This is a genomic window from Siminovitchia thermophila, from assembly GCF_016909185.1.
Classification (GTDB): Bacteria; Bacillota; Bacilli; order Bacillales; family Bacillaceae_C; genus Siminovitchia; species Siminovitchia thermophila.
On the sequence record NZ_JAFBFH010000005.1, the window covers coordinates 62,706 to 85,268 of the forward strand.

Here is a 22,563-nt window from a genome sequence, read left to right on the forward strand (position 1 = left end):
AATGCTATGTATGAGTATTTTTTGTCAAGGAGGAATGTTTTATGAAAAAGATGTGTGCCGGAATGCTGTTGCTGTTAACTTTCGTAGTTGGTTTCGCCGGAACAGCGATGGCGGGCGATGTTGAATTAGGCAAGGAATTGGGGAAGCGCAATTTTACAGCGGAGCAAGTAAATAAAAGTGATCCGGAGTTAACGAAAAAATACGCCGAGATGTTGGGCATCGACACGGAAGGGAAAGATACGGAAACCTTACATAAGGAAATAAAAGAAAAGTATTTGCAAAAGCAAGCAGGGGAATTTGGTATCAGCACTGAAGGGAAAACAACGGAACAATTAGAAAAGGAAATCCAGATGGTTTGGATGAAAAATATCGCGAAGCAATATGGTATTCAAACAGAAGGCAAGGATTTGAACACATTAAAGAAAGAGGTCAAAAAGGCGAGGCTCAGTGAACAAGCGCATGAACTCGGCATTTCAACAGAAGGAAAGTCGTTAAAGGAGTTAAGGAAAGAAGTTTGGGAAGCACAAGTTCTGAAGCATGCAGAAGAGTTGGGAATCTCCACGGAAGGCAAGGATCTTCGCGAACTGGCCAAAGAAGTGAGACATACGATGATTCACCGGGCCGCTGAAAAGCTGGGAGTGAATACAGACGGAAAGTCTGACGAAGAAATTTTCCATGAGATTATGATTAACCACGGTGAAAAAGCAAGGGAAATGAAATTGTTTCCTTTTAAGGAAGAGAAAATTATTTTCATGGAAGGACATCCGGGAATGTAAAGGAAAACGCGCCCACCTAAATGGAAAAGTGAGACGATCCCAACACGTTAAAGTTTTATATGAAGCAGTCTGTTGGCTGGAATGAAGACGGTACAGAGCCGGACTCATGCCAGCCAATTTCTGTTCGATGGGTTAGTATTGTAGTACTGGATGTATTGCCTCAATTTTTTTAAACTCTTCGTATGTAGCAGGTTGCTTCCCTGTCATACATCATATATGCGCTTCTTTTATGCGATTAAAGCGCCCGTTTATTGAACCTTTATGTCATATCAGATAGTGAGTAAGGAAGATTTCTTTTCAATCACAGCTTTTATCGTTGAAACACTTTGTTCGATTGATTGATTTGTTGTGTCAATAATATTGGATTCAAGGGAACCCAGATTGTTAAATTGCGCCCACATTTTTTCCACCAATTTAATGTTGGCATCTTCGTCCAATTTGGCACGGTTAATGGCTCGTTTCATTGTTTCTTCTTTGGCCGCTCTTAAAATAATGTAATGTACTTCATAATGATCTTGTACAACTTTAAACCATGGCTCCAGAAACCAAGGACCAACGATTCCATCTACAATCACATCGTACCCACCACGCGCCAAACGTTTTGCAGCTTCCAAAAAAGCTTCCATTACAACTAAGTTTTGTTCTTGTGATTCCGGTGAAAATGGGGTATTACCCCCTTTTGAATATAGTGATAAAAATCATCCGTGTGCATATGTACTGACTTTGATAAATTAGATTCTTTAGCAACAATATATGCCGTTGTACTTTTACCAGCCCCTGGTGAACCAGTAATGATCATAATTCTGCCTTGATTCATAAATATCTCCTCTTCCATTCCGGGACGTTATCCCAAGGTTTTTTAGTTGTCTCAAAAAAACATTAGAAGAGTGATCGAACGAATTTTCTTAAGTGATACCGGCTTACTGATAAAGCCCTCCAGTGTACAGTTTCACAAGGTTTACCGCCACTTTTTCAAAGTCCCCGTCTACTTCTTCCAACACGAGATCCCACATGAGCTGTTCGTTCATGTAAAACCAACCTTTGGCGATAAGGGATGCATCCAAGTCCGGACGCGCAAGACCTGTTTTTTGAACGAAGTCGATATCGGTGGTAATGCCGTTAATAAAGCGGGTGCGAATGTTATTCCATTTTTCACTGACAATTTCTGAAGCGCCGATGGCTTCCTTTACAATTTGCATGATCGCTTTTTCTTCCAATGCGGCTTTTAAAAATAGCTGTGTTTGTTTTTGTATCTGGGAAAAGGCTTCTTCTTTTGTTTTAGGTCGGAACGGAAGATCCGCCACCTCATACATCTTTTGCATGATCGTTTCCATTAACTCCACAAACAATTCATCTTTGTTCCGGAAATACACATACGCGGTGCCGTATCCTGTATGGGCCATTTTATTAATTTGGGTCATTGTTGCTTTTTGAAATCCATTTTCGAGAAAAACGGCGCGGCCGGCCTTCAGCAGATTTTCTCTCGTTTGAAGGGCTTTCATTTGCCGTTTCGTTAATTGTTCTGTTCCTTCCATTTTGTTCGTCCTCTCAGAATGAAAGATGTCTATGTATATATTAGCTTGTATGTATGTAACAGGCAAATATTTCATTGACATTATGTCATTGACTTGATGTCATCGTCTGGGTTATATTATGATTATAGTCAACTATCGGTTATGAAGGAGAATTTTATATGAATGAAAACGCTTATTTAACACAAGAATATGCACGTCAGCTGGATGAAGAGGACGAACTGAAGCAGTATCGGGAAGAATTTTATATTCAACCCGGAATCATTTATATGGATGGAAATTCGCTCGGTCTGCTGTCGAAGCGGGCAGAAGACTCTCTTTGGCGGATGCTAGATTCCTGGAAGACATATGGTATAGATGGCTGGACGAAGGGAGAACATCCGTGGTTTTATTTTTCCGAGAAACTGGGCGAGATGACTGCTCCTCTTATTGGCGCCAAGCCCGAAGAAGTCATTGTCACCGGATCGACGACCGTGAACTTGCACCAAATCGTCTCAACTTTTTTCAAACCTAAAGGAAATAGAACAAAAATTCTTGCCGATGAGTTGAATTTTCCGACAGACATTTACGCATTGAAAAGCCAACTGGGTATACATGGTCTTGATCCGGAAGAGCATTTGATTCAAGTAAAAAGCGCTGACGGCCAGACGCTTTGCGAAGAGGATATTATCAATGCAATGACGGACGACGTGGCATTGATTGTCCTTGCCGGAGTACTCTATCGCAGCGGGCAAATCTTGGATATGGAACGCTTGACGAAAGAAGCGCATAAACGGGGGATTTTGATTGCCTTTGACTTGTGCCATTCAATCGGCGCCATTCCCCATCAATTAAGTGAGTGGGGTGTCGATTTTGCCTTTTGGTGTTCATACAAACATTTAAATGGCGGTCCCGGCGCGGTGGCTGGCCTGTATGTCAATGAAGCGCATTTTGGAGCGAACCCCGGACTTGCGGGCTGGTTTGGATCGCATAAAGAAAAGCAATTTGATATGGAACATACACTGACACCAGCGCCTGATGCGGGAGCATTTCAAATGGGAACGCCGCACCTTCTGAGCGCGGCGCCATTATACGGTTCTTTAACGATGTTCAACGAAGTGGGCATCGAAAAAATTCGCAAAAAATCGTTGGACATGACAGAATATATGATGAAGTTAATTGACGCAGAATTAAAGGATTTCGGATTTGTCGTTGCCAATCCGCGTGACGAGGATAAAAGAGGCGGACATATTTATCTTGAACATGATGAAGCGGCGAGAATTTGCAAGGCGTTAAAAGAAAATGGCATTATTCCGGATTTCCGGACGCCGAAAGGAATACGCTTGGCTCCGGTTGCCCTCTACAACACGTATGAAGAAGTATGGAGAACGGTTCAAGCATTGAAGAAGATTATGGCCGAAGAACAATACAAGCAGTTTGAAAATAAAAGAGACGTAGTCGCATAGTGTATGTTGGAAAACGGGACGCGGTCGGCACTGCCCGTTCCATTTCATCTAAAGTGGAGGCGATTTCACTAACTTTGTGAATGTTAAAAGGGGGAGACAACATGGCAAAATCCATTTCGGAACTTCATCAAAAACTTGAAAGTGAAAAGGGTATTTATACGGATTTTAAAAAAGACATGACATATGGGGAGTATTTGGGGCTAGAGAAAATTTTATCGAGTCAGAAAAGGCTGTCCGATCACCATGATGAAATGTTGTTTATCATTATTCATCAAGTGAGTGAGCTGTGGATGAAGCTCATATTGCATGAAATGACAGCAGCCATCCAGGCAATTGAAAAAGGGGAATTGCATGCCGCTTTCAAAATGCTGTCACGAGTATCAAAAACACAAACACAAATTATTCAAGCTTGGGATGTTTTATCGACACTTACACCCGCGGAATACCTGGAGTTTCGTGATTCCCTTGGCCGGGCCTCGGGTTTTCAATCGTACCAATACAGATTGATCGAGTTTGCCCTCGGCTACAAATCAACCCATATTTTAACAATATACGAGAAAGATCCAAAAGTGCATGAAATGCTTCAGCAGGCCCACCAAGCTCCAAGCATTTACGATGTGTCCATTCAAGCATTGGCTCGCGCAGGATTTCCGATCAATCCGGAATTGTTGAACCGCGACTTTTCCAAAACGTACGGAGGAGATCCGACGGTTGCGGCTGCCTGGAAGGAAGTGTACCGTAATGTGGATCAATATTGGGATTTGTACGAGCTGGCAGAAAAGCTTGTCGATATTGAGGATTGGCTCCAGCAATGGCGCTTCCGCCATATGAAAACTGTCGAGCGTATTATCGGCTTTAAAACAGGGACAGGTGGTTCTTCCGGAGTTAATTATTTGAAACAAGTATTAGATCATCGTTTCTTCCCTGAATTGTGGGATTTGAGAACAGAGCTGTAAAATAGAAAGATGACGCACCCGGGATCTTTTAAAATTTCGCGGAAGGGAAGGTGGGGAGCGCACCTTCAGCATACGTCAACGCCGGTAAGCAGCCGGCGGTGTTTTATATAAATTGAAAGACTATTTGGACAAACAGGGGGAAATGGTATGGAAGAAAGAAAGGAACAATGGTCATCCAAGCTTGGCTTTATTTTGGCTTCCGCCGGGGCGGCGATCGGCTTGGGGGCCATTTGGAAGTTCCCATATGTAACTGGAATGAGCGGCGGCGGAGCTTTTTTTCTCATTTTTGTCGTATTCACTTTGTTAATCGGACTGCCAATGCTCATTTCGGAGTTTATTATCGGGAGAGGGAGTGGCAGGGAGGCGCTTAGCGCATACAAAAAGTTGGCTCCCGATAGTTTCTGGGTGTGGGTCGGCAGGCTCGGCTTACTTGGTTGTTTTTTGCTTCTTTCCTTTTATAGTGTTGTCGGGGGCTGGGTGCTTATTTATAGCGGTTTGTCGCTCCCCGGGAAAATTATTGCCGACGGCGCCAATTATCCGGACTTGTTTGGAGCAGTGACCGGTTCTCCGTGGATCACGCTACTGGGACTGCTTTTGTTTACGCTCGCCAACGTGCTTGTCATTGCCTCGGGAGTTCAAAATGGTATCGAAAAAGCGAATAAATATATGATGCCGCTTTTGTTTCTCTTTTTTATCATTCTTGTCATTCGCTCCTTGACGCTTGATGGCGCGATGGAGGGCGTGAAGTTTTTTCTGGCTCCCGATTTTTCAAACATAACGGGTGAATCGCTGTTATATGCTTTGGGACAATCATTCTTTTCGCTCGCTGTCGGCTTTTCGTGCATGGTCACGTACAGTTCTTATTTGAAAAAAGATGTCAGCCTGACTTCCTCTGCCGGATCGGTTGTGGGAATGAATATATTCGTTTCATTATTGGCAGGGTTAGCGATTTTTCCGGTTGTATTCGCTTTCGGATATGAGCCGGCGGAAGGTCCGGGACTACTTTTTATTGTGTTGCCGTCTGTTTTTTCGCAGTTGCCTTTCGGTGAAGTGTTCTTAAGCATGTTCTTGCTTTTGTTTTTATTTGCCACATTGACGTCATCATTCAGTTTATACGAAATCATAGTTGCAGCTTTCACCGCAAATGGAAAGCGGTCAAGGAAACAAGTCACCTGGCTTGCAGGAGTTGTGATTTTTATTGCAGCGATCCCAGCTGCATTGTCCTCTAGCAGTCTTTCCAACTTTACGATTTTTGGCAAAAGTGTTTTTGATGCGACCGATTATTTGGTGAGTAATCTCATGCTTCCATTTGGCAGTTTGTTGATTGCGCTGTTCATTATCCATCGAATGGATAAGGTCCTCGTTAAGGAAGAATTTTTGTTGAATGGCACCATCGCTCCGGGTTTTTATTCCGGATGGCGCCTGCTGATGACTTGGATTGTCCCCGCTACGATTGTGGTGGTATTCTTAAATACGTTGGGACTCATTTAAATGGAGTGATATAGATGGAGAAAAAGAAATGGATTGATATTTCGCAGCCGCTGACAAATGAAATGGCTGTTTGGCCAGGGGATACGCCGTTTTCTTTTCAACTCAGTTATACCAAAGAGCAAACTGGCTCGGTCAATATCGGTCAGATAACGACAAGTGTTCATTCCGGAACTCATATTGATGCGCCATTTCATTTTGATCATGAGGGAAAAAAAGTACATGAACTGGATATTGACCTTTATATTGGGACTGCCCGGGTCATTGATGTCACGGGATATGAGAGCGTGGGGCGCGCTGAGCTTGAGCCGTTTGGGATTGAAGGGGTGCCCCGGCTTCTTTTACGGACCATGACGGACAGGGATTTGACGGTTTTTCCGGAAAAATATACCGTTTTGCGTGAAGATGTTGGGCCTTATTTAAAGGAAAAAGGGGTTCGCTTGCTTGGAATCGATACGCCATCCGTTGACCCCGTTGACAGCAAAAAAATGCTGGCACATCACTCTCTCCATGAAAACGACGTGTTTATTTTAGAGAACATTGTATTGGAAAAGGTAGAACCTGGTAACTATGAATTAATTGCCCTCCCCCTTGCGATTGAAGGAGCGGACGGAAGCCCGGTTCGCGCAGTGATAAGGCCTATTTAGCCAACAAGAATGGACTCTGCGGGGGAGTCCATTTTCTTTTGGCGGCTCCGAATGGCTCCCAGCCAACAGATAGCGATTCCTGTTCTCCCTACTAGAAACAGGACGGATGCCTATTTCCTGGGCTATATCAAAGAAAGTATCCATTTTCAGGAAAAAAACCTTTAGCTCCAGCTTTTAATGAGGCCGCTGTTAAAAGGCTGCTTCTGGTTCACAGTCCATGTTATTCAATCAAGTTTGATTTCCTGACTTGCTATCATCCCTTTCGGTTTTGTCGCAAACTTATGATAAAATAACTTCAATTATAATGAAGAAAAACGAGTGATGGATCATGAACGAAGAAGATATTCTTGAAATGGAGTTAAAAGCCATATTGGACGCTTCGTATGACAATATCGTCATTACGGATGGTCAAGGAAAAGTGTTGAGGGCAAGTCCGAACTGCTTATCCATTTATGGAAAAGTAGCGGAAGAACTGATTGGAAAAAACGTTGATGAGTTGGAACGGAAAGGAATTTTTTCTCCCTCCGTTACGAGAAGAGTACTCGCCGAGAAAAAAGAAGTTCAGGTGATGCAGCATACACTGACGGGCCGCTCGGTCATGGCAACGGCTCTTCCGGTGTTTGATCATGAAGGCAACATGATCCGGGTCATCAGTTTTTCACATGATTTAACGGAATTACGGCAGCTCAAGGAAGATTATGAAGAACTGCGCGCCAAAATGGAATATTATGAGAGCGAAATTCAGGAATTACGGGATAAAGAACAAATTCTTGAGGGCATTACATTTAAGAGTAAAGAAATGCACAACATTTGGCAGCTTGTGCAGCGGGTCGCCATATCAGATGCGACCGTCGTGTTTCTGGGAGAATCGGGCGTCGGTAAAAACGTGTTTGCAAAAGCGATCCATGAAAAAAGTGATCGGAGAAAAGAGGCATTTATTGAGGTAAACTGCGGAGCTATTCCGGAAACATTGTTTGAATCGGAAATGTTTGGGTATGAGCGGGGAGCCTTTACCGGGGCGAACAAAGAAGGCAAGCCCGGATTAATTGAGCTGTCCAATCATGGCACACTTTTTTTAGATGAGGTCGGGGAGCTGCCGCTCGGACTTCAGGCAAAATTGCTGAAGGTGATTCAGGAAAAGAAAATAACCCGAATTGGCGGGACACAGCCGAAAAATATTAATTTCAGAATCATTGTCTCGACAAACAGGGATTTATGGGAGATGGTCCAGAAAGGACAATTTCGTGAAGACCTCTACTATCGCCTGAATGTAGTGCCGATTACGATTCCGCCGCTCAGGGAGCGCAAGGATGATTTATTGCAGTTGTGCCACTTTTATTTGGAGAAATTTAATGAAAAATATAAAACCGATAAAGTTTTTCATCAGGCGACAGTCAACGCAATGCTCGATTATCAATGGCCGGGGAATGTCAGGGAGTTGGAGAATTTGGTCGAGCGGCTCGTCATTACGACAGAAGGCAGGGTAATTTATCCAAATGCTTTGCCTTTTTATGCACATGCTGCCGCAGCTTTACCTGACCTGGAGCCGGAAGGGGAAGGATGGGAAGAAGAAGGGGGAAGCTTGCAGCAGGCATTGGAGCAGGTGGAGATCCGCTGGTTGAAACGGGCCGCCAGACAATATAAAACAACCTATGAAATGGCCGAATACTTGGGCATCAGCCAGTCAAGCGTTGTTCGTAAGCTGAAAAAATACGGAATTAATTCATAAATGAATTATAATCCATTAATGAATCGAAAGAAGTCTTTTTGATGCATTAATGGATTTTTTTTATGGGCCAGATTCAATACCCGCGCTTCTCGAAAGTTGGCACGGATTTTGCAATGTATATTTTGAGACTATAAAAACTGACAGGAGGTTATTTTATGTATAAACCAAAAGATTCTTCACAGTCCCCGCGATTTGTCGGAACGAGGACTTTTATGAGATTAGAACAAATACGAACAACTGAAGGAATTGACTTTGCCGTTCTGGGTTGCCCGTTTGATACAGCGGCTTCAAATCGGACTGGCCAGCGTTTCGGGCCGCAGCATATCCGCAACTTTTCAGTGCTCCTTCGCCCCTACAATCCGGATATGGATATTGATATTTTTGAATATTGTTCCGGGGTGGATTATGGGGATATTAACGTCATTCCGGGAAATGCCCTTCGAACTTATGACAATATGGTGGAAGAGCTGACACCGCTTTTAGAAAAAAACGTCATACCGATTATTATGGGTGGCGATCATTCCATCTCATTGGGAAACTTGAGAGCTTTTCATAAAAAATTCGGTAAAATCGCTTTGGTTCATTTTGATTCCCATGGCGATACGTGGGAGCATTATTACGGGGAAAAATATATGCATGGAACACCTTTCCGCCGTGCCGTGGAAGAAGGGCTTCTTGATGTCGAGCACTCGATCCAAGTTGGAATGAGAGGGCCGCTGTATAGCCCGGATGATATTGAGGATGCACGAAAGCTCGGTTTTGAAGTCATTCCGATGAAGGAAATGCGGAAGATTGGCTTTGAACAGGTAATGAAAAGAATCCATGACCGGGTCAAAGACCGTCCAGTATTTGTCACATATGATATCGATTTCGTAGATCCCGCATACGCTCCGGGTACAGGAACACCGGAAGTTGGGGGACCAACTAGCTATGAAGCGCTTGAATATGTACGGGGTCTTGATGGGTTGGATGTGGTCGGTTTTGACTTGGTGGAAGTGCTGCCGAGCTATGATGCCAACGAAATTACGGCTGTACTCGCTTCTTCAGTGATTTATGAAATGATTACGCTGACGGCTTTAAAGAAAAGACGCCAGTTGAAAAAGGAATCTAAAGATTAAAAAGTTCAGAGAAGTAAAGGGGGAAGCAGCATGAACTTTAACACATTAGACGTTGCTATCATGATTGCCTATTTGCTGCTGTTGGTTATTGTTGGGATTATTGGTTCCCGACGGGCCAAAACATCTGAGGATTATGTATTAGCCGGAAGAAATCTTGGTTTCTTTATGTATTTCGGCTGTCTCGGAGCTGTTATTTTAGGTGGGGCATCAACGATTGGCTCCACCAAACTTGGTTATGAATTTGGGATATCCGGCATGTGGCTTGTCGTTATGCTCGGTTTGGGGATTATGCTGCTCGGCATTTTTCTCGCCAAAAAAATCTCCAATCTTTCTGTCATGACTATTAGTGAATATTTGAGTAAGCGCTTTGGGGTGGAAGCAGGCCTTGTCAGCGCTGTGATTGCCGCGACATATGCGATGATGGTTTCCGTTACGCAAGTAATTGGAATGGGTACGATTTTAAACGTTTTACTTGGCTGGAATTTAACCGTTTCCATGCTGGTGGGAGGAGGAGTTGTTTTATTCTATACAATCCTTGGCGGCATGTGGTCGGTTACGATGACGGATATTGTACAATTTATCATTATGACGATCGGGGTTTTCTTCATCATGCTTCCGCTCGGTCTTTCCAAAGCCGGAGGCTGGTCCAATCTGCAAAGTCAATTGCCGGACACATACTTTACTTTTACCGGAATCGGCGGCCAAGAAATATTTCAGTATTTCTTGCTTTTTGCCCTTGGAATGGTTGTGGCCCAGGATATTTGGCAGCGAATATTGACAGCGAAAACAATTAAAATTGCACGGGCCGGTACTGTTGCAGCCGGTGTTTACAGCTTGCTTTACGGCGTTGCCGTTGCGATTATCGGCATGTGCGCTTTCGTCATCTTGCCTAATTTGGAAGATACACAAAATACATTTGCCAGCATGGCTGTTGCCATTTTGCCTTCCGGGGTATTAGGCTTGGTGATCGCGGCGGTTGTCTCAGCGCTCATGTCTACCGCTTCCGGTACATTGCTCGCCTCTTCGACATTGATTTCAAACGATATTATCAAACGGTTTTTCTTGAAAAATATAACAGATGATCAATACTTGGCATTATCGAGAGTCGTTACAACAGTCATTGGCATATTGACGATTGTCTGTGCATTATGGATTCAGGATGTGCTTGTGGCGCTTGATGTGGCATATGCCGTATTATCGGGAGGCATTTTTGCGCCGGTTATTCTAGGATTGTTCTGGAAAAAAGCAACGGCCAAGGCCGCATTTTATGCCATTATCGCGAGTACCGCCGTTATTTTGGCCGGATTGGCCATTGAAGGCATTACATCTACGGCACCCATCATCTACGGTATTGCCGTCAGCTTTGTTGTCATGATTACAGTTTCAATATGGTCGCCCAACAAAGGCAAAGAAGTTGACCTGAACGTAAAGGAAATGTAAGCGGTAAACGAAAGGTTTTATAAAGAAGCAATTTACTTGCTGAAAAAGGATTACCATGCAGGTTTCAGCGTAGCATGGTAATCCTTTTTAAAATTCTCTCCTAACTGGTAAATGCTGCTTTTCATAAATGGTTGATCCCCGTTTAAAAATGGACCCACCCCAAAACGGCCGTCACGTTACTCCATGAATTCCGGACGTTGGAGACCAAAATAATGGTGCATTTCACCATACATTTTACATCATTCAGCATATCTTTCCTTATGTAAATAAAAGGTTGTTTCATCCGCTGAGATGCTTCTTATATTCTCCTGCCGTAACTGCTCCTAAAACGGCTGCTCCAACTGCTGATGCGTTGACTGTTGAAGAAACATGTAATCCTTTTTTTCAAATACGTCCACATAAACTTGCATGAGTAGCCGGTTTTTTTGAATGTAGCGGCGGCAAATTTTGTGAGACTGTCATTCATCGAGCCATTGATTTAATTTCTCGTAATGGTAAATTACTATTATTGGGAGTATCAGAAGATCACGTTCCAATCAATACGAGAGATGTATTGGAGAAAGGAATTCCCATTTTCAGCCGCTCAAGAAGATCCTTTTCAGAATCTGGGGGCCTTACACATTGCAAAAAACCTTTCTGAAACTAGTTCCGGAAACTCCTTTTTACATCAAAACAATTGAAGATTTGGTGATCGCTATGGATCAAATTGTGCAGGAGAAAAAATGGGAAAAATCATATTTATACTTTGATTGGGGTGACTACATTGCTCATACTCGACAGGCAAAATAAAGTATTGGAGTTTGTCAGGAAAAACAGGGTGGCAACAGTGGCGGAATTGGCACAGCACTTTAGTGTTCATGAAGCGACGATTCGAAGAGACTTATCTCTCCTTGAAAAAGAAGGAAAGTTGAAGCGGACTCATGGTGGAGTCATGATTGAGGATGAAGTGCATTCTGAACCGCCATTTCAAGAACGGGAATCAGTGTGGTACGAAGAGAAAAAAAGAATGGGCAAACTGGCGGGAGAGTTTATCAATGATGGAGATAACATCATTTTAGACTCAGGGACGACTACTGTGCATGTCATTGATGCCATTTTACATAAAAAGGACATTACTGTCATAACGAACGATATTAATATTGCCGCCAAGCTGCGCTTTTCGAAGTCAACGAAGGTGATTGTCACCGGGGGAACGCTTTTTCCGGAAAGTTATATGCTAAATGGCATGTTGACAGATCAGGCATTAAAAGAGCTGCATGTACACACGGCATTTATTGGGACGCCCGCCTTCCACCACACACACGGCCTCACTCATTTTGATGATTATTTAGTGTCAGCAAAAAGGGCGATGATCCGTTCCGCCAAAAAAGTGATTGTTATGGCTGACCATACTAAAATCGGCAAAATATCTTTATACAAAGTAGCGGATATGAAAGAAATTGACACCCTCATTACTACTAAGGAATTAGACGCAGAGCAAAAATACATTTTGTCAAATGCCAACATTGATTTTCATTTAGCCTAAGTATAAAAGGGTTTCATTTGAGCTTCTCTAGTGTATCATTTATACAAGACTCATTGGATGTGGCGTACAGCGCATTTTGTAGAATGCTATTGACACCTGTATTGTATAAAAATACATCAATGCAGGGTAAAAGTATTCAGTCAAACGATTTCCATATGAATCACTATTTTGCAAAGCTTCTCTGAAGCTGGGTAAAAACTGTTAAGCGTCCAGTGAAGAACTTGAGTCGGTAAGGCCTAAACTCGGTATCGTATAGAGATCAGGCCTTATATTTCTTTTTTAAATGCGATTTCATTAAAGTACCAACGTTTGTGTGGAACTTGTCTGTTCAGTTTCTTCTCACACCCCCGTTAGCCATAGTGCTATTTCCCTCAAAGCGAACATTATTACCATCGAAAATTGCTTTTCAATAAGATTTAATCGCTTAGTGTTCCATTTAATTGTTCATGATGTTTAGTGTTCCCTGTGAAGTGGTTCGTGTATTTTTGCAAGTAAGCGGCAAATTATCTACCGGTTTTTACGGTTCATTGTGGACGCGAATATTGTTACAATTTTAAATAAATTGACTTAAAAGTGAGGAGAGATGAAATGGATACGAGAGAATTTCGAAATTGTGCAGGGCAGTTTGCTACGGGTGTAACGATCATTACGAGTGAGACGGAAACAGGTACTCATGGATTTACTGCAAACTCCTTTACATCTGTATCGCTTGATCCAATGTTAATCTTAGTTTCTGTCGATCGGAAAACAAGAGCTTTGAGTGTCCTTGAAAACAATCGATTTATTGTCAATATTTTAAAAGAGGATCAGCAAGATATCGCCATGCACTTTGCCGGAAGGCCTCAAAAAAATCAACCGTTTGAATGGGAAAATGGTATGCTGGGAAAAAGAATTAAAGAGGCGCTGGCATATATCGAGTGTGAGCCATGGAAGTCATATGATGGCGGGGATCATGTTCTTTTTCTGGGGGAAGTAAAAAGCTTTGAATATCATCCGGGACAGCCGCTTCTTTATTATGGTGGGCAGTTTTCCAAGATACATTCAAATCATATTCTCTCTTAAATATAAAGGGGGTCACTGACGAGTGAAGGCGAGCCAATTATTGTTTGACAATCTGATCGAAACAGATCCTCGAACAGGGATTATCAAGTTCAATCATAAGAGAAGCGTCTTGGTTTCCGTTGAAGCCTTGGGCCTTTTGCGGCGTGATTTAATCAATACGCTCGGAATGGAGCGGGCCAAAGGGTTTTTAATGAGATATGGATGGGAATGGGGAAAAAAGGACGGAGAAACAATTGCTTCCATGTATAATTGGAAAAATCCCAAGGAATTGCTGTTGGCCGGCCCGGTGCTTCATACCTTGGAAGGGGTTGTCACCGTTGAGCCTGACACAATTGAACTAACGGAAAGCTCGATTCACTTTACCGGATTTTGGAGGAATTCCTTTGAGGCCAAAGAACATATTGAATATTTAGGAGCGGGCAATGATCACACTTGCTGGATTCTTGTCGGCTATGCAAGCGGTTATTTAACAAGCGCTTTTGGAAAAGATGTCATCGCCTATGAAGAATGCTGCTTTGGAAAAGGAGACTCCTATTGCCGTTTTGTTGCGAAAACCGTTGAACAGCTTGAAGAAAAGCATAAGTCCTATTTGAATTATTACAAAGCCGAAACTTTGGTTTCCGAACTGGACCGGGCTTATCAAGAGCTGAACAGCATCAATCAAACCATTATCGAATCAGATAAAATTCACGAAGAATTAACGAATTATTTGTTGGAAGATAAAGGGCTATCGGAAACTGTTCAATTTGTTGCCCGCGTTTTAAATAGAAGTCTGGTGATTGATTATTATAACAAACAGATTGAAAGCGCTTTTTTAGATAGGGAGGATGAGGCGATTTATCATAATTGGTCTGATCGGTTTATTTATACAGAGGAAAGGCATAATGACATTTCAACATTTCCTATTAGAGCAAACGCGGTCAATCTTGGCCGGTTGGTAGTCATAGGCCGTGAAAAAATGACTCAAAAAGATCAGCTTATTATAAGCCGGGCACGAAGCATCTTTACCGTCCAAATGTATCATGATTGGAAAATCACTCGTTCACTATGGAAAAAGAAGGAAAATTTCTTTGAGGAAATGCTTCATCATTCCATTGATGAAGGTTATGAAAAGTTTTCGCATTTGTTTCATTTTCTTCCCAATAATCCGAACCGAGTCATTTCCATTAAGGTGGAACCTTCCGAAAAACGGCAGGATGTCATGCAATTTTTAAAACTGCATCCAGATTATTCTAAGAAAGATTTCTTTTCCAATGATGAGTTTATTATCATGATTTTAACCAACGAAGATATGGAGCAAATTCTTCATGTTTCTGCAAATCTCCTTACACAGTTGAAACAGCAGTTTAAAAATGGCAGATTTTATATTGGCGTTGGCAGAAAGTCGAAGAATCTTGCTGATTTGAGGAAGAGCTATGAAGATGCTCGTTCCATCAGCAATTTTATCCATCTGACTCATCCAGCGGACAGTTTGATATCTCTGTATGAAGATATGGGGTCCATTATGATGTTTTTAAAAGGAACGGACCAAACAGAGCTTATAGAATTTTATAAAAAGACAATCGGTGAATTGATAGAGTATGACAAGGTGAATGAGTCTCATTTTTTAATCACCTTAAAAACGTATCTTGATTATAATGGAAACCTGCAACAGACCGCTGATAAGCTCCATCTTTCGATTGCTGGATTACGATATCGTTTGGACCGGATTGCGGAGTTGTGTGACGTTGATCTGAAGACGGGAGAAGGTCGATTTCATTGTCAATTGGCTCTCCAAATTTATTTTGCCATGCTAATTAATGGAAAAAAGCCCCCAATCATACATTCTTAGTGGAATCCTGCTATTTCAGCAGGATTTTTTTATGGGAAGCGTATCCAACATAGGAGAAGGTGGGTCAAGCTCAAATACGGCATTTGCCTTTCTGCAATACCACAAAAAATAATAGTAATAGGAGGAATATTCATATTCTTTTGCACTTACGATTGTGCTGAAACACATTCATAATAAAATCAGCAGTTGAAAGCGCTTTAAAAATATTTTTAAGGAGGGCTTAAATGGTCACGCAAAAGCAAAAAGTAAAGCTGCCATTGACAGGAAAAGAGTACTTAGAAAGTTTGAAGGACAACAGAGAAGTTTGGATTCATGGTGAAAGAGTCAAAGATGTCACAACTCATCCCGCTTTCAGAAATGCAGCGAGATCCATTGCTCGCCAATACGATGCCTTACACGATGAAAAAACGAAAGCAATTTTAACAACTGAAACAGATACGGGAAACAACGGTTATACGCAGAGGTTTTTCCAATATGACAGGACAGTGGATGATCTCATTGGTTCAAGGGATGCCATTGCGGAATGGGCAAAAATCACCTATGGCCAAATGGGGAGGTCACCGGATTACAAGGCCTCTTTTTTAGCTACATTAGGGGCAGATCCTGATTATTATGCTCCTTATGATGACAATGCCAGATATTGGTATAAAGAGGCCCAAGAAAGAAACTGGTTTTTTAACCATGCGATCATCAATCCTCCTGTTGACCGTAATAAACCATTGGAAGCTGTCCGGGATGTCTTTGTCAGGGTGGAAGAGGAAACAGATAAAGGTGTTATTGTCAGCGGTGCGAAAATGGTTGCGACTGGTTCTGCTCTTACAAACTACAACTTTGTTGCTCATTATGGCGCTGTTCCGGTTGGCTCAGAGGATATGGCCTTGGTGTTTATTGCCCCTATGGATACGCCAGGAGTGAAATTAATCTGCCGTCAATCGTATGAAATGCAGGCAGCGGTGATGGGCAGTCCTTTTGACTATCCGTTGAGTAGCCGCTTCGATGAAAACGATGCTGTACTTATTTTCGACCGGGCACTTATCCCTTGGGAAAATGTTCTTATTTATCGGGACGTCGAAAAGGCCAACAACTTTTTTCCCGAGAGCGGTTTTCTTCATCGCTTTACGTTTCACGGGGTAACGAGACTGGCGGTGAAACTCGATTTTATTTCCGGATTGCTTTTAAAAGCCGTCAAAACAAACGGAACGGATCAATTTCGCGGCGTCCAGGCAAATGTGGGCGAAGTGTTGGCTTGGAAAAATATGTTTTGGTCACTTAGTGATTCGATGGCCATGAACCCTGATCAAGGGCGGAATGGAACGGTTTTGCCGAACTTAAAATATGGGCTATCCTATCGTGTGTTTATGTCTGATGGCTGGCCAAAAATCAAAGGGATCATTGAAAACGTGGTGGCCGGCAATTTGATCGTGCAGCCTTCCAGTGCGGCCGATTTTAAAAACCCCGAATTAAGACCGTTGATCGACCGACTATATCGGGGGTCCAACGGCATCACTTCTCTTGAAAAAATCAAGCTGATTAAGCTGTTATGGGAAGTTGTTGGTACGGAGTACGGTGGGCGCCATGAGTTATACGAACGAAACTACTCCGGAAACCACGAAAATATCCGATTGGAGAACTTGACAGTTGCCAACCAGACGGGTGCGGCCGATCAATATATTGCATTTGCCGAGCAATGCATGGCTGACTATGACCTCGATGGCTGGGTGAACGACACTTGGCTGAACCCGGATGATGTAAATTATTTCCAAAACTGATATTTTTTCATATTGGCATGAGGAGGAAAACAGCATGAAAGTCTTTCGTGAAAATGAGCTGATTCTGAAATCTTCTGTAGTTTCCATCGGAGCTTTTGACGGCTTGCACCGTGGACATCAAACATTGATTAAACGGGTGGTCAAAAGGGCTCGCGAATTAGATGTGCCATCTGTCGTTTACACCTTTGATCCTCCTCCTCGGGTTTATTTTCAAAGCGAGCGGATGTTAACAAGCATTGAAGAAAAAATGGCTCTGATTAAGGAGTTGAATGTCGATTTTACAATAGTCGCACATTTTAACAGACATTATGCTTCCAGGCCTCCATTAGAATTTATCAAGGAGCTACGTTTGTTGGGAGCACGTGATATATGGGTGGGACCGGATTTTCGGTTTGGGAAGGACAAAGAAGGCAGCGTGGAATGGCTCTCGGAATATTTGAAAGTGAATATTCATCCTGTTGTAACATGTGAACAAGGAAAAAGAATTTCATCTACGAGAATTAGAAAATTGCTTCAGAAGAATGACTGGATCAAAGTGCGAGATTTGTTGGGGAGACAAAGCCTGGAAATTCACTAATATCTAGGGAGGAATTATCTATGCAAAAGCAAGCGGTACAAAAAAATGAACGTGTCGAGGAAGTGTTTCATTTATTTGTTAAGCACGTGCAAAACTTTTTAAAGGAAGCCAAGTTAAACCATGAAGAGTACACGAACTTTGTCAACTGGGCGGACCGTCTGGGACGAGCCGGTGAACTTCCCCTGTATACGGATGTTTTCCTTGAATCCCATGTGCTCAAAGCGATGTATACCAATAAACCTGGAACCCAGCCGTCATTATTGGGACCGTATTTTATTGAAGGCTCACCATTGCTGAAGAAAGAGCCCGGGAAGCCTCTCGTATTGACGCAGCGGCACGATGAAGCGGGTGAGGTGTTGATGTTTAAAGGAAATGTGAGCAGCACGGATGGCATGCCACTTCCAAACACCCGTGTTGAGATGTGGCAAAATGACCATTCAGGGAAATACTCTGCTTTTGATGCAGATGCACCGAGATACAATCTAAGAGGGCATTTTTATACAGATGAAAACGGAGATTTTGAAGTGAAGACAATCGTGCCTGTTCCGTACTCCATACCGGCAGACGGTCCGACAGGGGAATTCTTGAAGTATATGGACCAGCATCCGATGCGCCCGGCCCATCTTCATCTCATGTTTGAGGCGGAGGGACATGAAACGTTGATTACCCAAGTGTTTTTTGAGGGGGATGAGTGGCTGGAAACAGATGTGGCAGACGGGGTACGGACAGACCTTGTCACAAAGCTGGAGGATAAAAGCGGACATAAGGAGGCTTCTTTGAATTTCGTCATGCGCCCGCAGTAACATGTTGTAAAAAGTCACGACAAATAAGTCAGGTGGAAAAAGCTGCGTTTCCACCTGCTTTGTATTTGGGGATTTGGGATTGCTAATAGCGGATCGCTTGGATCAGTTTTGTATTTATATCGACTGTCGCCTTTCGTCTGACTTGACCGGATTCATGGGAACATCGGTCATCTATAGCAACGAAGAATCGTAAGTTGCCAGATCCTTGCTTATTTTTTCTGCTGTTTTTAAAAGCAATGGAAGAAACTGCTCTTGAATGACTGATGAGGTGATCCTTCCGGCGTGCGCAGAGCAATTGATTGCTGCTATTACCTTGCCATTAGAATTTCTTATTGGCACTGCTATAGATCGCAGCCCTTCCTCCAATTGTTGTTCAACCATTATCCATCCGTTTTCCCTGATCTGCTCAAAGACGTTAAGTAGTTGTGACTTATCTGTAATGGTGTTGTTTGTGAACGACTCTAATGTTGCCCGTTTAAAATATTCTTCCAACTCGGCTTCCGAAAGGTGGGCCAGTAATACTTGCCCCATGGAGGTTGCGTGTGCCGGGAGCCTTGTGCCCACATCAATGGCAATAGTCATGATTCTCTTTGTGGCAACCCGGGCGACATAGACAACTTCTGTTTCATCCAATACAGAAATAGAAGAGGATTCCCCCGTTTTATCAACAAAATGTTTCATATGAGGCTGAGCGATATGCCAGATATTTTTTGATGAGAGGTAGGCATAACCAAGTGACAGAGTACGGACGGTAAGTGAAAAGCGGTCATTGGCACATTCTGCATATCCGAGCTCTTTTAAAGTAAGAAGAATTCTTCGAACAGCCGGACGGCTAATGCCAGTTATTTTTGCGGCTTCACTAATGGTTAAAGACGGATGTTCTTCAGAAAAAGCCTGGATAACAGCTAGTCCGCGCTCAAGTGATTGCACGAAATCTGCAGACTTTGTTGAATTTTTTGTTTTTTCTATTGACAATCTCGTCATCTCCCTTGCTATAATAAGGTTGTACGATAATTAAATATTTGTACGTATATCGTACAATAAAAACAAAGAAAATGCTAGCGCTAACATGAAAAAAACATCCGGGGCAATGGAGCGAAGAAGGTGATGGTAGTTAATATCGAAAACTTGTAGTATTCGATAGTTACCTATTTTGCAATGGACAAATTCATTTTGCGATGACGATCCGTTTGGAGTTGCGAATGGTTGCGCCTTCATTTATTTGTCGTGGCGGGCATGGAAATGAATTTTAAACAGCAAATATCAACTTTCCTGTCGCGTACGAAAAATATGTTAGGAGGGTAGAAGTGGAGAAAACGAAAATAAAAGAAATAAAAACGGTCATTGTTGATATTCCGATAAAAAGGCCTCATCAATTTTCAACTGAAAAAGTTTCCACCAAAAGCTTTGTATTGATCAAGTTGACATTAAACAACGGAGTAGTGGGGATTGGAGAAGGCACTACACCGGGGATCTGGTGGAGCGGTGAAAGTGTGGAAACGATGAAGCTCGTCATTGACCGGTACGCCGCTCCTCTTTTGCTCGATGAAGAGCCCGAGTATATTGAAAGACTTCTGCAGAAGCTGAATCGCCAAATTCGCGGGAATGCTTTTGCCAAAGCGACGGTGGAGATGGCACTTTTTGATGCATTGGGAAAAACATATGGGGTACCTGTCCACCAATTGCTTGGCGGCCTGCACCGTGAAAAAATACCTGTCCGCTGGGCGCTTGCTTCCGGTACGCCGGAAGGTGATATCGAGGAAGCCAAAGGTCATGTCCATTCGGGGACTTATGCCCATTTCAAAACAAAATCCGGGCATGATGCTCCAGAGAATGATGCAAGGCGCAATATCCGTATTGCCGAAGGAATCCGCGGGCGGTCTACAATCGGCATTGATCCGAACGGCTCATGGGACCGGATTTCCACAATGAAATGGATGGATGCTTTCTTTGATGCGGGCATTGATTTTCTGGAGCAGCCTCTTCCTCCCGAAGATATTGAGGGATTGGCCCGGCTGTCGGCGATGAAAAAGGTTCCGATCATGGCTGACGAGAGTCTGGCTTCTGTCCAGGATGCTTTGCGCCTGGCGACAGAAAAAGCGGCAGATATTTTCTCCTTGAAAATTCATAAATCCGGCGGGATGAAAAATACAATGAAGATTGCCGGAATTGCCGAAGCCGCTGGTATATCTTGTTTTGGAGGGACATCACTTGAGAGCTCCATTGGAACAGCCGCCTGCGCCCATGTCTATGCCTCGATTCCAAATTTGAATGAGGGCAGTGAATTGTTCGGTCCCGACTGGCTGGCCGATGACCTGGTGAAAAATCCGCTGACGACCAAAGACGGCTTCCTCTTTGTACCGGACCGCCCCGGGCTTGGCGTCGAGCTGGATGAGCAGAAAGTGGAAGAATATAGGAGAAAAGAAGAGAAAGGAGTGTTGATCTGATGAAACATCTGCCCGCCCCTGCTCTCTCTTTTTTATGTGATATGGAATTAACGGTTGAAGGGCCTCATCTGCCTGGAAAAACGCCCATTGGGAACCGCCGGATCATCCGTGTGACCGGGGGAGCCCTCCGGGGAGACAAATTGACTGCCGAAGTGATTCCGGGAGGAGACGACTGGATTACAGTACGGGATGACGGCACGATTATCCAAGACGTCCGGATTTTGCTCAAAACGGATGACGGGGAGCTGATTTTGATGATGTACCGGGGAATTCGCACCGGGGAACCCGAGGTGCTTCAGCGCCTGGACAACAATGAACAAGTGGACCCGGACGAGTACTATTTCCGAACGGCTCCCATTTTTGAAACGGCCTCTTCCAAATATGACTGGCTGAATCGCAGGCTGTTTATATCAAGAGGAATCAGGTTGCCGGGAAAGGTCAATTATTCCATCTATGTAGTCGATTAAAACGGAAAGAGGGGATCGGTATAACGTGGAACGGTATGTAACAACAAACAGTGGGCGGAATTTTTATATCCGGGAAACTCCCGGAGAAAATGGCACGATTATTGGCTCTCATGGACTGACCGGCCATCATAAACAGCTCCGTCATTACCAGGAAGCTTTTTCTGGAACTTATCGATTTATTAGCTATGACATCCTTGGCCGCGGAAACAGCGGGCCGGCGCCGGAGGGAAGCTCGATTGATACCCACGCCAATGATTTGCTCGACTTGATTGCTACATTGGAAATAAAACGTCCCATCCTGCTTGGATATTCGATGGGGGCGTATATCAGCGCTATTGCCGCCAGCCGGCTGTCCGATGTGGAAGCGTTGATCCTTCTTGATGGAGCCGGCAGGGCGGATGACGGTACAAGACAGTTGGTTCTCCCTTCGCTGGAACGCTTGAAAAAAACCTATTCCACACCAGATCAGTATGTGGAGGAAGCGAGGATGCTTTATACGAAGCTGAATATTGAATGGAATCAGCAGATGGAAGAAATTGTCCGCTACGAAATAACAGAAGAAGATGGCGTATGGAAGCATAAATCGGATCCCGGCATCATTACGCGTGACTTTGACAGTTTTTATACATTTCATCCGGAAAAAATACTGCCGCTCATCCAATGTTCCGCTTTTCTGCTAGTCGCGACCGGAAGCATTGGGGAAAAGGGCCCGCTGTTTCAAAAAGGCGGCTATGCCCAGACAAAAAAATGGATCTCAGATCTTCACACCGAGGCCACTTCAGTGAACCATTATGAGCTGGTATTTCATAAACAGCCAGAGATCATTGGGCAGATTCAGGCATTTTTATCCCGCATGTAAGGTGCCGTAATACTCCCACTTCACAATCTTGAGTGAATACAAAAGGTTCTAAGTGTGAGAAAACGGCACCTAAATGCCCGAATGGTTCAACT

General features: G+C 43.4%; 22 protein-coding genes. 18 read left to right on the forward strand and 4 right to left on the reverse strand.

Annotated elements, in window-relative coordinates; genetic code table 11:
- The first annotated feature begins 41 nt into the window (after positions 1 to 41).
- Positions 42 to 776 carry a hypothetical protein gene (locus tag JOC94_RS05090; protein WP_077113766.1) on the forward strand — a complete coding sequence of 245 codons (735 nt, stop codon included), beginning with the start codon at positions 42 to 44 and terminating at the stop codon, positions 774 to 776.
- 269 nt (positions 777 to 1,045) lie between these two features.
- Here JOC94_RS05090 and JOC94_RS23630 read toward each other — a convergent pair whose 3' ends face one another.
- From JOC94_RS23630 to JOC94_RS05100, 3 genes are all read right to left on the reverse strand, one after another.
- Complete coding sequence (locus JOC94_RS23630) at positions 1,046 to 1,390, reverse strand: hypothetical protein (protein ID WP_236016981.1); 345 nt, start codon at positions 1,388 to 1,390, stop codon at positions 1,046 to 1,048.
- A 17-nt stretch (positions 1,391 to 1,407) separates the two neighbouring features.
- A complete protein-coding gene (locus JOC94_RS23635) occupies positions 1,408 to 1,611 on the reverse strand; it encodes a zeta toxin family protein (protein ID WP_456356007.1) in 204 nt (67 codons plus the stop codon).
- Between the two features lie 85 nt (positions 1,612 to 1,696).
- A complete protein-coding gene (locus tag JOC94_RS05100; RefSeq protein ID WP_077113767.1) occupies positions 1,697 to 2,311 on the reverse strand; it encodes a TetR/AcrR family transcriptional regulator in 615 nt (204 codons plus the stop codon).
- A gap of 158 nt (positions 2,312 to 2,469) precedes the next feature.
- Between JOC94_RS05100 and kynU the strand changes: the two genes are divergently transcribed.
- The 14 genes from kynU (at position 2,470) to JOC94_RS05170 (ending at position 18,698) form a co-directional block, all read left to right on the forward strand.
- Positions 2,470 to 3,753: a kynureninase gene (gene kynU / locus JOC94_RS05105; protein ID WP_077113768.1), complete on the forward strand. Its 1,284-nt coding sequence runs from the start codon at positions 2,470 to 2,472 to the stop codon at positions 3,751 to 3,753.
- 101 nt (positions 3,754 to 3,854) lie between these two features.
- Positions 3,855 to 4,709: a tryptophan 2,3-dioxygenase gene (gene kynA, locus JOC94_RS05110; RefSeq protein WP_077113769.1), complete on the forward strand. Its 855-nt coding sequence runs from the start codon at positions 3,855 to 3,857 to the stop codon at positions 4,707 to 4,709.
- A gap of 147 nt (positions 4,710 to 4,856) precedes the next feature.
- Positions 4,857 to 6,200, forward strand: coding sequence for a sodium-dependent transporter (locus JOC94_RS05115; protein ID WP_077113770.1), 1,344 nt, complete (start codon positions 4,857 to 4,859; stop codon positions 6,198 to 6,200).
- Between the two features lie 14 nt (positions 6,201 to 6,214).
- The gene (gene kynB / locus JOC94_RS05120) at positions 6,215 to 6,844 is read left to right on the forward strand and encodes an arylformamidase (protein WP_077113771.1); all 630 of its coding nucleotides are present in this window, start codon (positions 6,215 to 6,217) and stop codon (positions 6,842 to 6,844) included.
- Positions 6,845 to 7,172: 328 nt separating this feature from the next.
- On the forward strand, positions 7,173 to 8,573 hold the full coding sequence (locus JOC94_RS05125) for a sigma-54 interaction domain-containing protein (protein ID WP_077113772.1): 1,401 nt from the start codon (positions 7,173 to 7,175) through the stop codon (positions 8,571 to 8,573).
- Between the two features lie 155 nt (positions 8,574 to 8,728).
- Entirely contained in the window at positions 8,729 to 9,691 is a 963-nt protein-coding gene (gene speB, locus JOC94_RS05130; protein WP_077113773.1) for an agmatinase, read from the forward strand.
- 30 nt (positions 9,692 to 9,721) lie between these two features.
- Positions 9,722 to 11,131: a sodium:solute symporter gene (locus tag JOC94_RS05135; protein WP_077113774.1), complete on the forward strand. Its 1,410-nt coding sequence runs from the start codon at positions 9,722 to 9,724 to the stop codon at positions 11,129 to 11,131.
- Positions 11,132 to 11,752: 621 nt separating this feature from the next.
- The gene (locus JOC94_RS05140) at positions 11,753 to 11,920 is read left to right on the forward strand and encodes a hypothetical protein (RefSeq protein ID WP_171974024.1); all 168 of its coding nucleotides are present in this window, start codon (positions 11,753 to 11,755) and stop codon (positions 11,918 to 11,920) included.
- Positions 11,895 to 12,656, forward strand: coding sequence for a DeoR/GlpR family DNA-binding transcription regulator (locus JOC94_RS05145; RefSeq protein WP_077113775.1), 762 nt, complete (start codon positions 11,895 to 11,897; stop codon positions 12,654 to 12,656). Before JOC94_RS05140 ends, JOC94_RS05145 begins: the two co-directional genes overlap by 26 nt.
- Positions 12,657 to 13,244: 588 nt before the next feature.
- Positions 13,245 to 13,718, forward strand: coding sequence for a flavin reductase family protein (locus JOC94_RS05150; RefSeq protein WP_077113776.1), 474 nt, complete (start codon positions 13,245 to 13,247; stop codon positions 13,716 to 13,718).
- A 22-nt stretch (positions 13,719 to 13,740) separates the two neighbouring features.
- On the forward strand, positions 13,741 to 15,549 hold the full coding sequence (locus JOC94_RS05155) for a XylR N-terminal domain-containing protein (protein ID WP_077113777.1): 1,809 nt from the start codon (positions 13,741 to 13,743) through the stop codon (positions 15,547 to 15,549).
- A gap of 224 nt (positions 15,550 to 15,773) precedes the next feature.
- Positions 15,774 to 17,318, forward strand: a complete 1,545-nt coding sequence (locus JOC94_RS05160) for a 4-hydroxyphenylacetate 3-hydroxylase N-terminal domain-containing protein (protein WP_077113778.1) — start codon at positions 15,774 to 15,776, stop codon at positions 17,316 to 17,318.
- A gap of 34 nt (positions 17,319 to 17,352) precedes the next feature.
- Entirely contained in the window at positions 17,353 to 17,895 is a 543-nt protein-coding gene (locus JOC94_RS05165) for an FAD synthetase family protein (protein WP_077113779.1), read from the forward strand.
- A gap of 20 nt (positions 17,896 to 17,915) precedes the next feature.
- A complete protein-coding gene (locus JOC94_RS05170; protein WP_077113780.1) occupies positions 17,916 to 18,698 on the forward strand; it encodes a dioxygenase family protein in 783 nt (260 codons plus the stop codon).
- Between the two features lie 171 nt (positions 18,699 to 18,869).
- Here the strand turns inward: JOC94_RS05170 and JOC94_RS05175 are convergent, their stop codons facing one another.
- Positions 18,870 to 19,673 (reverse strand): IclR family transcriptional regulator domain-containing protein, encoded by an 804-nt coding sequence (locus JOC94_RS05175; protein ID WP_236016982.1) that lies wholly within the window; start codon positions 19,671 to 19,673, stop codon positions 18,870 to 18,872.
- Positions 19,674 to 20,005: 332 nt separating this feature from the next.
- On the opposite strand from JOC94_RS05175, the gene JOC94_RS05180 reads away from it, so the two are divergent.
- Genes JOC94_RS05180 through JOC94_RS05190 form a run of 3 tightly spaced genes read left to right on the forward strand, consistent with a single transcriptional unit; the run spans position 20,006 to position 22,471 of the window.
- On the forward strand, positions 20,006 to 21,145 hold the full coding sequence (locus JOC94_RS05180; protein ID WP_077113782.1) for a muconate/chloromuconate family cycloisomerase: 1,140 nt from the start codon (positions 20,006 to 20,008) through the stop codon (positions 21,143 to 21,145).
- Positions 21,145 to 21,612: a DUF3237 domain-containing protein gene (locus JOC94_RS05185; protein WP_077113783.1), complete on the forward strand. Its 468-nt coding sequence runs from the start codon at positions 21,145 to 21,147 to the stop codon at positions 21,610 to 21,612. Before JOC94_RS05180 ends, JOC94_RS05185 begins: the two co-directional genes overlap by 1 nt.
- Positions 21,613 to 21,637: 25 nt before the next feature.
- On the forward strand, positions 21,638 to 22,471 hold the full coding sequence (locus JOC94_RS05190; protein ID WP_077113784.1) for an alpha/beta fold hydrolase: 834 nt from the start codon (positions 21,638 to 21,640) through the stop codon (positions 22,469 to 22,471).
- Positions 22,472 to 22,563 lie beyond the last annotated feature (92 nt).